Source organism: Curtobacterium sp. MCLR17_040 (assembly GCF_003234735.1).
GTDB lineage: Bacteria > Actinomycetota > Actinomycetes > Actinomycetales > Microbacteriaceae > Curtobacterium > Curtobacterium flaccumfaciens.
Genome location: NZ_QKTE01000029.1, coordinates 1 through 11,928, shown reverse-complemented (window position 1 = coordinate 11,928; position 11,928 = coordinate 1). Strand labels below are relative to the sequence as shown.

Annotated in this window: 15 protein-coding genes and 1 pseudogene; 4 read left to right on the top strand and 12 right to left on the bottom strand. The window is 70.9% G+C overall.

Annotated elements, in window-relative coordinates:
• Positions 1–13: 13 nt before the first annotated feature.
• Entirely contained in the window at positions 14–307 is a 294-nt protein-coding gene (locus DEJ01_RS17035; RefSeq protein ID WP_111055354.1) for a hypothetical protein, read from the top strand.
• Positions 308–315: 8 nt separating this feature from the next.
• On the opposite strand, the gene DEJ01_RS17030 is transcribed toward DEJ01_RS17035, so the two are convergent.
• The 4 genes from DEJ01_RS17030 to DEJ01_RS17015 form a co-directional block, all read right to left on the bottom strand.
• Entirely contained in the window at positions 316–507 is a 192-nt protein-coding gene (locus DEJ01_RS17030; RefSeq protein ID WP_146243421.1) for a hypothetical protein, read from the bottom strand.
• The gene (locus DEJ01_RS17025) at positions 504–1,526 is read right to left on the bottom strand and encodes an arsenic resistance protein (RefSeq protein ID WP_181438494.1); all 1,023 of its coding nucleotides are present in this window, start codon (positions 1,524–1,526) and stop codon (positions 504–506) included. The genes DEJ01_RS17030 and DEJ01_RS17025 overlap by 4 nt, the downstream gene beginning before the upstream one ends.
• The gene (locus DEJ01_RS17020; protein ID WP_181438493.1) at positions 1,526–2,653 is read right to left on the bottom strand and encodes an NAD(P)/FAD-dependent oxidoreductase; all 1,128 of its coding nucleotides are present in this window, start codon (positions 2,651–2,653) and stop codon (positions 1,526–1,528) included. Before DEJ01_RS17020 ends, DEJ01_RS17025 begins: the two co-directional genes overlap by 1 nt.
• 107 nt (positions 2,654–2,760) lie before the next feature.
• A complete protein-coding gene (locus DEJ01_RS17015) occupies positions 2,761–3,093 on the bottom strand; it encodes a hypothetical protein (protein WP_146247658.1) in 333 nt (110 codons plus the stop codon).
• A gap of 66 nt (positions 3,094–3,159) precedes the next feature.
• On the opposite strand from DEJ01_RS17015, the gene DEJ01_RS17010 reads away from it, so the two are divergent.
• Together DEJ01_RS17010 and mtnN are read left to right on the top strand one after the other, a co-directional pair.
• On the top strand, positions 3,160–4,116 hold the full coding sequence (locus DEJ01_RS17010; RefSeq protein WP_111093682.1) for a serine hydrolase: 957 nt from the start codon (positions 3,160–3,162) through the stop codon (positions 4,114–4,116).
• Positions 4,117–4,173: 57 nt separating this feature from the next.
• Positions 4,174–4,881 (top strand): 5'-methylthioadenosine/S-adenosylhomocysteine nucleosidase, encoded by a 708-nt coding sequence (gene mtnN, locus DEJ01_RS17005; RefSeq protein ID WP_110864380.1) that lies wholly within the window; start codon positions 4,174–4,176, stop codon positions 4,879–4,881.
• 18 nt (positions 4,882–4,899) lie between these two features.
• On the opposite strand, the gene DEJ01_RS17000 is transcribed toward mtnN, so the two are convergent.
• The 6 genes from DEJ01_RS17000 to DEJ01_RS16975 form a co-directional block, all read right to left on the bottom strand.
• Positions 4,900–5,169: a hypothetical protein gene (locus DEJ01_RS17000; protein ID WP_146247657.1), complete on the bottom strand. Its 270-nt coding sequence runs from the start codon at positions 5,167–5,169 to the stop codon at positions 4,900–4,902.
• 32 nt (positions 5,170–5,201) lie between these two features.
• A complete protein-coding gene (locus tag DEJ01_RS16995; protein ID WP_181438492.1) occupies positions 5,202–6,032 on the bottom strand; it encodes a serine hydrolase in 831 nt (276 codons plus the stop codon).
• Positions 6,029–7,012 (bottom strand): HTTM domain-containing protein, encoded by a 984-nt coding sequence (locus tag DEJ01_RS16990; protein WP_181438491.1) that lies wholly within the window; start codon positions 7,010–7,012, stop codon positions 6,029–6,031. The genes DEJ01_RS16995 and DEJ01_RS16990 overlap by 4 nt, the downstream gene beginning before the upstream one ends.
• Positions 7,009–7,677 (bottom strand): DUF5819 family protein, encoded by a 669-nt coding sequence (locus DEJ01_RS16985; RefSeq protein ID WP_111093679.1) that lies wholly within the window; start codon positions 7,675–7,677, stop codon positions 7,009–7,011. Before DEJ01_RS16985 ends, DEJ01_RS16990 begins: the two co-directional genes overlap by 4 nt.
• Before the next feature lie 58 nt (positions 7,678–7,735).
• Positions 7,736–8,080 (bottom strand): hypothetical protein, encoded by a 345-nt coding sequence (locus DEJ01_RS16980; RefSeq protein ID WP_146247656.1) that lies wholly within the window; start codon positions 8,078–8,080, stop codon positions 7,736–7,738.
• Positions 8,081–8,248: 168 nt separating this feature from the next.
• Positions 8,249–8,755 carry a helix-turn-helix transcriptional regulator gene (locus DEJ01_RS16975; protein ID WP_052481672.1) on the bottom strand — a complete coding sequence of 169 codons (507 nt, stop codon included), beginning with the start codon at positions 8,753–8,755 and terminating at the stop codon, positions 8,249–8,251.
• Positions 8,756–8,941: 186 nt separating this feature from the next.
• Between DEJ01_RS16975 and DEJ01_RS18275 the strand changes: the two genes are divergently transcribed.
• Complete coding sequence (locus DEJ01_RS18275; protein ID WP_155896774.1) at positions 8,942–9,097, top strand: hypothetical protein; 156 nt, start codon at positions 8,942–8,944, stop codon at positions 9,095–9,097.
• Between the two features lie 54 nt (positions 9,098–9,151).
• Here DEJ01_RS18275 and DEJ01_RS16970 read toward each other — a convergent pair whose 3' ends face one another.
• Positions 9,152–11,575 (bottom strand): excinuclease ABC subunit UvrA, encoded by a 2,424-nt coding sequence (locus DEJ01_RS16970; protein WP_111093677.1) that lies wholly within the window; start codon positions 11,573–11,575, stop codon positions 9,152–9,154.
• Positions 11,576–11,715: 140 nt separating this feature from the next.
• A pseudogene (locus DEJ01_RS18270) lies at positions 11,716–11,928 on the bottom strand (hypothetical protein); the annotation flags it as partial.

Here is an 11,928-nt window from a genome sequence, read left to right as displayed (position 1 = left end):
AAGGGGGACCACCATGACGGAACTGGCGGACTGGGAGACCGAGGGGGCCAGGGCTCGTCCGGCTCGACCGGGTGACCACGAACCGGCGCCGGCCGCGCTGCGGGCCGTGACGATCATCGGGGTGTTGTTCCTGATCGCCGCGGGCTGCGTGTTCGTCGCGACGGCGTTCCTCCCCACGTCCGACGAGACGGCCGTGCCGGACGGCCTTCGACTGCTGATGGCGACGGTCGTGTCGGTCGGCATCGCCGTGGTCGGCGTGGTCGCCCTGCTGCTCCGACTCGTCGCCGGGGTGCTCGTCCGCCGCTGACGGCCGGCTCAGCGTCGGCCCGGCTCCGCGGGGTCGGACTCGGTGTCCCCGTGCTCCGGCAGCACGTCGACGTCGGTGACCGTGTACCCGAGCGGCACCTGGCCCAGCGCCAGCAGGAGCGCCGTCCGCCGGTCGTCGTGCTCGGTCTCGATCACCCGCCGCTCGGTCGGGACGACGACGAGTCGGACCCGGTGCGTCACGGGTGCCCCCATGCGGCGGTGCCGCGCAGACGTCGCCCGGCGTGCTGACCACGTCGCCGACGCAGCAGCAGGTGGCGGACCGCGAGCAGGTGCGGGAACTCGACGAGCATGCCGACGACGATCGCCGTGGTGACCAGTGGCTGGTGGGGGAGTGCGGCGCTCGTCAGCCCGATCATCAGGGGTGCGTTGCGGGCCGCCGTCGTCATCGCGAGCAGCGCCGACCGCGGGTACGACAGGGCGGCGAGGCGTGACGCCCACTCGGCTGCGATGAACGTGACGGCGAAGAAGACCACCGCGCACCCCAGCACGGCGACGAACACCGGCAGGTTCGCCAGCAGCAGCCCGATGTGCGAGGCGAAGAGCCCGTCGACCATCGCGCCCACGATCCAGGGGACCGCGCGGCCGGGCAGGGCGGCGGCGCGGGCTCGAGCGCCGTCCGGCAGGAGCGAGATCCCGAGGCGGATCACCACGGCGATCGCGGCGGGCAGGACGAACCACTGCAGCAGGGTGCCGATGGTGCCCACGGCGTCGATGCCGACGTTGCCGCCCAGGACCGTGATCCACACCGGGAACAGCAGCAGCTGGGTGACCATGTTGATCGGCAGCAGGGTCGCCCCAACGGCGGTGTCGCCGTCGCTCAGTCGGGTGAACGCCAGGAACCAATCGGTGCAGGGCGCCAGGAAGTACAGCATCACGCCGAGCTGGACTGCCGGGTGTCCGGGCAGGGCCACGCGCGTGAGCAGGAACGCGACGAGCGGGGCGAGCAGGAAGTTCATGCTCCAGGCGATGCCGATGACCTTCCAGGCGCCGGGCGTCCGTGGCAGGCGGTGCAGGGGGACGTCGACGAACAGGGCGACGACCAGGGTGATCACCAACGCGTCCACCACCGACCCCATCGCGTCGCCGGCCGAGGGTGAGGCGCCGCCGATCACCGATCCGACCAGGATGGCGCCGCCGACGATCGCGGGGGTGGCCCAGAGTCGTGCACCGGCGGGGCGGGCAGGCCGCTGTGCCGGCATCAGCACGCGCATTCGACACCACAGCAGCTCAGGTCGTCGGTGAGCATCCCGGCGTCGTCCCACTCTTGCAGGGCACCGCAGTCGCGCCCTGCTCGTTCGCCGATGACGCGGGCGACGTGGGCGAACCGCTGCCGGAACTTGTAGACGAAGCAGAACTGCAGTGCGCCGTGCCGGAGCGCGGTGCCGGCCAGGAAGAGTCCGGGCGTGGTGGTCGACTCGTCGTCCTCGGTGAGCAGCGGCCAGCCGTCCGCGCGGGTGTCGAACAGGCTCGCGGCCGGCCCGAGCCCCGGGCCGTACCCGGTGGCGAGGATCGGTGGCGCGTCCGCCACCAGGGCGGTCCGTCCGGCGACGCCGACGGTGAACCCCTCTCCGGATCGTTTGACGCCGGTGACCTGGCCGTCGTCGACCAGGGTGAGGCGTCCACTGGCCCGTGCGGCCGCGAGCCGTTGACGGGTCCGCGGGGCGAGGCGGAACGACGGGTCCGACCCGCTGCCGGCGTCCCAGGGGTGGGACGGGTCGACGACCGTCACCGTCGCCCCCTGTTCGACGTGGTGGCACGCCAGGTCGATGCCGGACTCGAAGCCACCCACGACCACCACGTGTCCGGACCGCGCCACCCAGGCTGCCTCGGCGGACGCGTGCACCCCGAGCGAGGTGCCGGCGCAGCGGGGCAGGATCGGGTCGGAGAACTCGCCGCCGGCCCAGACTACGTTCCGGGTGATGACGGGGCCGCGGCTCGTGGTCACGCGGAAGCCGTCGTCGTCCGGCTCGATGCGCTCGACCTCGGTGTCGAGCAGGGTCGGCAGGTGGAAGGCCGTGACGACGCCACGCAGGTACCGGGCGTACTCGGGCCCAGAGGGGTAGTCGGTCCCCAGGCTGTAGGCGGGTGAGGTGCGCGGGTGGACCGCGTTGAGGTCGGTGGCCCCGAACCCGTTGCCGGTGAAGGACGGCGTCAGGAACCGCTGGTGCTCCGGCCACCGACGGAACGTGTCTCCGACGACGCCGCGTTCGACGACGCCGAACAGCAGGCCGTCGACGGCGTGGAGTGCCAGGCCGGTGCCGACGCCTGCCGGTCCGGCTCCGACCACGAGGGCGTCGAGGGTCTCGGTGGGGTGTGGTGCTGGCATGGGGTCGGTCTTCCCAGCAGCTGCGGCTGCGTCGATGGAACGGCCACCGTGGTGTGGTCGCTGCACACCATCTTAGTGAGAACCGTTATCAACATGCCATCACGGCATCAGCCGACCGGCGACGAGTACAGGACCGCCAGGGTCGCCACCAGTCCGACGACCACGATGCCGAGGTCGAGCAGGGCCAGGGTGACGAGTCGGGTGCGCTGCGGCCGGACGGCGGCCCGCACCACGACCATCGTCACGAACAACACGACGACGAGCACGAGCGCCGGCCAGCCGATCGCCGGCGCACGGATCGCCATGAGCACCATCACCGCGGCGACGATCACGGCCGTGACGGCTCCCCACACGAGCCAGTTCGAGCCCGACGCCGTCCGGAGTGCGGGCTGGTCGCCGACGCGGGTGGGATCGGGGCGGCGGGGCTGTTCGTCGGACACGAGCCGGACGGTACGCGGCGGCCCCTGCCCGTGCCCGCAGCTGCTCGGCCACGAGAGGATGGGGGTGTGCACACCGCCGCGACCATCCTCGACGCCGTCGTCCGGCACATCGACACCACCGGGTTCGCCGCACACGGCATCCACGTGCGCACGCGGACTGCGGCTCCGGGCGCCGAGAGCACCGCGGACGACGTCGCCGAGCACCGCTGGACCCCCGACGTCCGACGCGAGATCCACTCCGCCGCGAAGGGCGTCTGCGTCCTGGCCACCGGCATCGCGGCCGACGACGGCCTGGTCGACGTCGACGAACCGATCGCGACGTCCCTGGTCGGCACCGGCCTCGGTACGGAGACCGGGCTCGCGCTCGGCGGCGGCGTCGACCGGCTGACCCTCCGCCACCTGCTCACCATGACCAGCGGGATCGACATGCCCTGGTCGGCGACCGAGCTGACGGACTGGCCGGACCTGGCGGCCGAGTTCCTGCGGCGACCGTCCCGCGGCCGGGTGTTCCAGTACGCGAACGCCAGCACCTACACGGCGATGCGCGTGCTCGAGACCCGGGTCGGCGACGTCGGCGCGTTCGTCACCGAGCGACTGTTCGCGCCGCTCGGCATCCAGGACGTCGAGTGGCAACGCTGCCCGAACGGGTTCGTCGCCGGCGGCGAGGGACTGTCGCTCCGCACCGAGGAGCTCGCCCGCATCGGACGCCTGATCCGCGACCGCGGGGTCGTCGACGGACAGCGGATCGTCAGCGCGCGGTGGTGCGACGCGATGCACACCGACTGGGTCGAGCGCGAGGGGACCGGCCCCGGCTACGAGCGGTACGCGATGGCCGGGTGGGGTGGCCCCGGTCGACTCTGGCGGCTGCACGGTGCGTACGGTCAGATGCTGCTGTTCGACGAGACCGAGGCGAGCAACGACTCCGGCACCGTCGTCACCATCACCGCCGACGACCACTTCGGCGCCGACGCGCTCGCCGCCTTCGTCGCCGACGAGCTGGCCCGCCAGGACCCCCGCCGCTAGCACCTTCGACGATCCGACCTGCACGTCCGCGCGCGCCCGGCGTGGGAGGATCGATCAGTGCAGCAGCAACCCGTCGCGATCATCATCGCGGCCATGAGCGAAGAGGTCTCGGCCTTCGCCGACCTGTTCGGCGGTGTCCCCGTCCTCGACGGCCCCGTCGGTGGCCACGACCCGCACCAGCTGCTCGACATCGGCGGCGCCACGGTCGTCGTGCGCCGCAGCGGCATCGGCTTCACGAACGCCACGGCCGCGGTCGCCCACGGCTTCCACGACTTCGGCCCGGGTATCCCGGTGATCAGCGTCGGGACCGCCGGCGGGCTCATGCACGGTGTCGCCATCGGTGACGTCGTGGTCGGCGACCGGTACGTCAACCTCAACGCCGACGCCACCGCGTTCGGCTACGCCCTCGGCCAGGTCCCCGGCATGCCGACCGGCTACGCGCCGGACGCCCGGCTCGTCGAGCTCGCGATGGGCGCCGACATCGCGTGGCCGCTGCGGTCGGCGACGATCGGCTCGAGCGAGGTCTTCGTGACCGAGGGTCGTGCCCGCGCACTCCGGGTCGCGTTTCCTGAGGTGGCCGCGGTCGACATGGAGTCGGCCGCGATCGCGCAGTTCGCCCACGTGCACGACATGCCGTTCGTGTCGGTCCGGTGCATCAGCGACCTCTGCGCGCCGGACGGCGCCGAGTTCCGTGAGCACCTGGACGACGCCGCGGCACGCGCAGCGCGCGTGGTCCACGACCTGGTGCTCGGCCTGCGTTCCTGAGTCCGCCCGCGCGCTCCCTCAGCGCTCGATGACGCGCCACTCGCTGACGAACGTCGTGACGTCCTTCTCGTCCAGGTCTCGTTCCACGGTCTCGAGGAGCCGTTCGGCCTGATCCGCGTCTCCGGCTCGCGTCCTGAGGACCTCCGCGCCGTCGTCACGACGGCGGACGACCAGGTCGAAGCTCGGCAGGAAGTCCTCACCGGCACCGCCCATCGCGGCCAGGGCCAATGCCGCCGTCGTCCGGGCCAGACGCTTGAACGAGCTCTGCCGGGAGTCTTCCAGGGCCACTTGCAGGACATCTCCAGCTCGCGTGCCGGCGCTCACGCGACGACTCCCACGGCACGGAGGCGTCGGACGGCGAGCCGGTCGGCAGCTCCGGGCGCTGCGCCGAGGGCGTGCGACGCGATCGTGACGTCGCCGTGACGGAGCAGACAGACGCCGGCGTCCCGTGTCTGCCCGCTGTGCCAGATCAGCCCGTCGCGGTGCTCCCACGCCAGGAAGTCCGGCTCGATGCGTCCGATCCCCACGCCGAATCGCAGGAGGTCGGACATGGTCGACCAGATCCCGCCGGCCGGTGCGTAGGGACCTGATCCGATGGTCCAGGGTGCACGGGGGCGGCCCCGCCACGACCGGAGCAGGGTTCGTCGTTCGGGTGCCGGGTCGAGGGTGGCGCTGGTGATGCCGAGCGGAGCCAGGACCGTCCGCTCGGCGACCGTGGACCATGCCTCCTGCGCGACGTGCTCGAGCAGCCGACCGAGCACCGCGTAGCCGAGGTTGGAGTAGTCCCGCTCACCCGGTGTCGTCGGGGTCTGGCGCAGCGCACGCGTGATGTCCGCCTCGGACACGTCCGCGTACGGGTCGCCGACGATCCCGGCCGACATGCCCTGGTGCACACGGGGCAGGCCCGAGCGGTGTCGGATCAAGTCGTCGACCGTGTAGGTGGCGTCGTCGGGGACGTCCGGCAACAGGTCCCGGGCGGGGGTGTCCCGTGGGATGTCCCGTTCAGCGAGGAGGACGAGTACGGCGGCGGCGGTCACGGTCTTCGTCACGCTCGCCCACTCCACCAGCGCGCCCGCTTCGTAGCGATCGCCGAGGTCGGCGGTGACGTCGCCCCCTGCGTCGATGATCACGGCTCGGTTCGCAGCGGTCACGCTCGTACTCCTGATCTGGTCGTGTCGGGAACTGGTGTCGAACCCCGCACCCGGCTGGGGCGGAAGCGGAGCGGTCCGATGGATGAACGCGCTCGGACGAGCACACGCTCGACGTGCCCACTCACGAAGACCAGGTCGCAGGCAACCATGATCGCAGCGAAGGCGGTCAAGCCCATGAAGAACGCGATGCTCAGGTGGAACGCGGTCATCATGAGCACGGCCGGGAGACGGCCTCGTCGGAAGATGATCAGCACCGGGAAGGCGATCGAGCTGAGAACGGTTCCGTACGCACCCAGGACGAGCAGCGTGTCGGAGGCGAAGAGCAGCTCCGTGACCCCCGGGAAGTAGAAGTCAGGCACTCGGAGGATCGAGTAGAGCGCCGTCCCGTCCTGCCAGAGCGGGCCCTGCACCTTGTAGAGGCCGGACATCAGGTAGACGACGCAGATCTGACCGGCGATGAGCAGGAGGCCGGTGTTGTGCAGGGTCGAACGGACGAGGCCGGGTGTGTTGACCCGCGGCCGGATGTGCACGCCCAGTCGGGAAGTGCACTCGGTGAGCACCAACGCTGGGACGACGATCATCTGCAGGTTGTCTCCCCCGTCCAGCAGCGCCGGGTTCTGGCCGTAGGTGGACCAGAGGAGCACGTAGTGGACCGCGATCGCCCAGCGGCCGCCGAAGCCGATGGTCACAGCGGCCGCCGCGAGGATCGCAGCGTGGAAGACGACCTCGAAGTACACCGGCGAGTCGGACAGCGAGTAGAGGTTGAAGGTGCCGAGTTCCCGCGTCGTCGCGGCGACGGCATCGCTCCCGTAGACGCCGTCCGGACCGAAGAAGAGGTGCCGTTGGCCGTAGTCACGGAGGTAGTAGACGAGTGCCAGCACGCCGACGACGATCCGGAGGACGGCGAGGGCAGTGGCTGCTCGTGGAGCCGCGGTCATCCAGACGGTCAGTTGGACGAGTGCTCCTCGGATCGCGCTCACAGCTGGGTCCATCCCGAGTCGAAGTACGTCACGTCTCCCGTTGCGCTGAGGTCCCGCCTGCTCGACCAACCGGGGAGGACGTGGAACACGTAACGCAGCTCGACCGCCCGGACCGTATCGCCGCCGCAGGCGTCCGGTCGGACACCGACGCTGTACCTCGCGAGCATCAGCTGGGCCCGTTCCTGCGCCTCGGTCTCTTCAGCGGTTATCTCCTCCGCGGTCGTGGAATCGAGGACGCGCTCGTCTCCCTCAGCGCGGATGTCCTTGAGGATCGGATCTTCCTTGAACCGTTCGAGGATCCCGTTCCCGATGATGCGGGACTCCCTGCTGGGGAAGACGCGCTGCCGTTGCAGCGCCGTGATCACCTCGGTCGTGACGTCTTCGAACTTGGTCTCTGATCCGTCCTCGCAGCGGAAGCGTGCGGCGAACCCACGTTCCTCGCTGAGGGGATCCGGCGCGAACAGGCTCCAGTTCTGCGGGAAGTGGGGCAGCATGACGGTGCTCACGGGACCGGCGAACCGGAACGTCAGCGGGGTGGTCGGTCCGGCGAGCAAGAGCGCAGAGCCGACGAAGAGTGTGACCACTCCGAGGCTCAGCGCGACCGCAGCACCGCGCAGGCGGCGGCGCACAGGGCGGTTCTCCGGCTGATCGAGGTCAGTTGGCATTGGGGGTCTCCTTGGGGAGGCCGGGCGGCGAGCTCCATGCTCACCGCCCGGCGACTGCTCAACGGTCGAAGTACGCGTCCTGCAGTGCGCTCGCGTCGGCGTTCACGGGCGTCGAGGCGAGGAAGCCGAGTCCCTGGAGGAACGACCCCTGACGTGCTGCCTGCGAGACCGCCTGCGGAGCCTTGGCAGCGGTGAACCCCCGCGCGAGCGCGGTTGCGACGGCGACCGGTGCAGCAGGCTGAGCACTGCTCTTGGCTGGCGTGCCGACCGACGCAGCCTGCGCGACGACCGACCGTTCTGCGGTGTCTGCCGCGGTTGCTGCTGAGGTTCCGATCGATCCCGCACCGATCACCACGGCTACGGCCACTCCACCGAGGAGGACCCTGCGATTCCTGTTCTTCATCTCCGAGCTTTCCCTTCCGCCGTTTTCAGCGGTTCGAGCTCGGGGTGCCCACGCACGTGCACATGCTGCTTGCCCCCCAAGCAATGTACGGATTTTCAGAAAACATCCGAATGAACCGTAATCTAGCCATGCGCTGCACCCGAGGGCAAGGGGCAGATCGTCACTTGTTCAAACGGGAGCGACGATCGCGATGAGCGTGAGGAGGGGGACGATCCGCTCGGCGGGGATCGCGTAGCGAGACCGTCCCGCGGGCACGAGCCACCCGGCATCTGCCAAGAGGTGCACGTGGTGGTAGATCTGTCCCGTGGTACCCATGCCCGGTGCTGCGGCGAGGTCTGCGACGCGGTCCTCGCCGTTGTGCACGAGTTGGAGGATCCGGAGCCGGAGCGGATGGCCGAGTGCCGCCATGCCCGGTGCGAGGGAGTCCCACTGCAGCGCTTCCAGATCGCCAACCGCGGACCCGACCTGCCACTCCGTCTGGCGGTTGTCAGAGGTCGGCACCAGGCCGGCGTACACGACGGACGGCGATTCCGCCCGACGGAGCCCGTCGAGCACCCAGAACGTGGACGCGGTGTCGTCGTCGCCCCGCCGGTCGGTTGCCAACGCCTCGAGCGCTGTCAGCCGTTCGTTGATGGCCGCGAGTGACGTCGCGACGTCGGGTGTCTCGCCGGTCATGAGGGGATCCTAGTTCGGGGCGTACGAGCCTCCCGGTGCCGGAGGGGCGCGATCCGGCTCTCGGCATGGCCGGAATTGCGTTCCACGGACGTTCCGGGACGGATCGCGAACTCGCCTCCGAGCCCCTCGCTAGCCTCCATCCCGGGGGGCCAAGGAACCACGGCCAATCACACAGGGAGATCAGCCATGAGCGCCTACACGAGCGACGAGAACGTCGAACCTGCACGCATCACCACCTTCAAGCGCGTCCGCAAGCAGTGGCGTCGGACGGGTGAGGTCGGCTACACGCACAGTGGTAGCGACTTCTTCCGCGACGACGCCCCGGAAGCGGTCCAGCGGTAACCAGCGGCAGCCACGAAGTGCCCGTCAGGAGCGATCCTGGCGGGCACTTCTGCATCAGCGACCGAGCTGGTCCCGCAGGTACGGGGCGGTCCGGCTGGTGGTCGAGGCGGCGACCTCGACGGGCGTGCCGGAGGCGACCACCTGGCCACCCTCGACACCGCCGGACGGGCCCATGTCGATGACGTGGTCGGCGCTCGCGACGACGTCCATGGCGTGCTCCACCACGACGACCGTGTTGCCCGCGTCGGTCAGGCGGGCGAGCTGGGCGGTGAGCAGCTCGACGTCGGCCGGGTGCAGGCCGGTGGTGGGCTCATCGAGCAGGTACAGGGTGTGGCCGGTCCGCGCACGCTGCAGTTCCGTGGCGAGCTTGATGCGCTGCGCCTCGCCGCCGGACAGCTCCGGGGCGGGCTGGCCGAGTCGCAGGTAGCCGAGGCCGACCTCGCGGAGGGTCTCGAGTCCGCGTCCGGCTGCGGGCAGGGACGCCAGGAACGGCGCCGCTTGGTCGACGGTCATGCCGAGGACGTCGGCGATGGACGCCCCGTTCCACCGGACCTCGAGCGTCTCGGCGGTGTAGCGGGAGCCGTGGCACTCGGGGCACGGGGCCCAGCTGCCGGGCAGGAAGAGGAGTTCGACGGACACCGACCCCTCGCCCTGGCAGACCTCGCACCGGCCGCCGGCGACGTTGAACGAGAACCGCCCGGCGCCCCAACCGCGGGCCTTGGCCTCGTCGGTCTGGGCGAAGGCGGCCCGGACCGCGTCGAACAGGCCGGTGTAGGTGGCGAGGTTCGAGCGGGGGGTCCGGCCGATCGGCTTCTGGTCGACCTGCACGACGCGGTCGATGAGCGGGTGCGACGTCGCGACGCCGGGCAGCACGCCACCGACGAGTGACGACTTGCCGGACCCGCTGACCCCGGTGACCGCGGTGAGGACACCGAGCGGCAGGTCGACGTCGAGCCCCCGCAGGTTGTGCAGGGTGAGGTCGCGGAGTTGGAGGGTGCCGATCGGGGTCCGGACGGCACGGTCGGCGGTCGGCTGCCGGGGCTCCAGGAAGCGCCGGGTGACCGACGCCTCGACCTCGGCCAGTCCGGCGACCGGGCCGCTGTACAGGACGGTGCCGCCGCCGGTGCCCGCGCGGGGGCCGACGTCGACGATCCAGTCGGCTCGGCGCACGATGCTCATGTCGTGTTCGACGACGAAGACGCTGTTGCCGCCGGCACGCAGGTCGTCGAGGACGTCGACGAGGGACTCGGCATCGGCAGGGTGCAGCCCGGCGCTCGGTTCGTCGAGCACGTAGACGACGCCGAACAGGCCGGAGCGCAGCTGCGTCGCGATCCGCAGCCGCTGACTCTCGCCGGGGGAGAGCGTCGGGGTGGCGCGGTCGAGCGCGAGGTAACCGAGACCCAGGCCGACCAGGACCTCGACGCGGGTGAGCAGGTCGCGGGAGATCGCCACGGCGACCTCGGTGTGCTCGCCGGACGATGCCCGCGACGTCGCCGCTGCCGCGTCCGTGATCGCCGCGATCGGGCGCAGGACGTCGGCGAGGCCGGTCAGCGGCAGCGCGTTCAGCTCGGCGATCGAGTGGCCGCCGATCGTCACGGCGAGGGCGGCTCGGGTCAGGCCGGTGCCGCCGCAGAGCCCGCACGGGCCGGACTCGACGAACTGCAGCACCTTCTTGCGCTGGGTCTCGCTCTGCGAGTCGGCGAGGGTGTGCAGGACGAACTGGCGAGCGCTCCAGAACCGGCCCTTGTAGGGCTTCGCGACGCGGTCGCGCTTCGGCTGCACCTGCACGACGGGCTGTTCCTCGGTGAAGAGCAGCCAGTCACGGTCCTCGCGCGACAGCTCACGCCACGGGCGCTCGATGTCGTAGCCGAGCACCGCGGTGACGTCGCGCAGGTTCTTGCCCTGCCACGCACCGGGCCAGGCGGTGATCGCGCCGTCGCGGATGCTCAGCGACGGATCGTGCACGGCCGATGCCTCAGTGACCTCGTGCGCGGTCCCGATGCCGTGGCACCGCGGGCAGGCGCCGGCGACGGTGTTCGGCGAGAAGGAGTCCGATTCGAGCCGGTCGGCGCCGGACGGGTACGTGCCGGCGCGCGAGTAGAGCATGCGCATCGAGTTCGACAGCGTGGTCATGGTGCCGACGGTGGAACGGGAGCTCGGGGCGCCGCGACGCTGCTGCAGGGCGACGGCGGGCGGCAGTCCGGTGATCGAGTCGACGTGCGGGGTGGAACCCTGCGCGATCAGCCGCCGCGCGTACGGGGCGACGGACTCGAGGAACCGGCGCTGGGCCTCGGCGAAGACGGTGCCGAAGGCGAGCGAGGACTTGCCGGAGCCGGAGACGCCGGTGAACGCGACGATCCGGTCGCGGGGGATGTCCACGTCGACGTCGCGCAGGTTGTTCTCGCGGGCGCCACGGACGCGGATGAAGTCGTCCGGCCCGGGTCGGTCGTCGGTCTGGGTCGAGCGAGGAGCGGGCATTCGCTCGATCGTAGGCTCGGCCACTGGGAGAAGCGGTACCGGGGCGGTACCGCGAACGACGAAGAGCCGCTCCGCCCTGATCGGCGGAGCGACTCTTCGCGTCGTGCGGTGGTGCTCGTCGTGCGGTGTTGCGGCAGGTGTTACTTGATCTGTGCGGTGATGGTGGCGGTGCCGACGAGGAGGCCGCGCTTGACGGCGTCGGTGCCGAAGGTCTTGTTCAGCAGGCCGGCGGCGTCTTCGCTGATGTGGACGGTGGTGCCGGTGAGGATGGCGTTGTCGCCCTCGAGCTGGAGGGGCTTGAGGGAGCCGCCGTGCAGCTCGAACAGGAACGCGTTGGCCGCGGCGACCTTGCC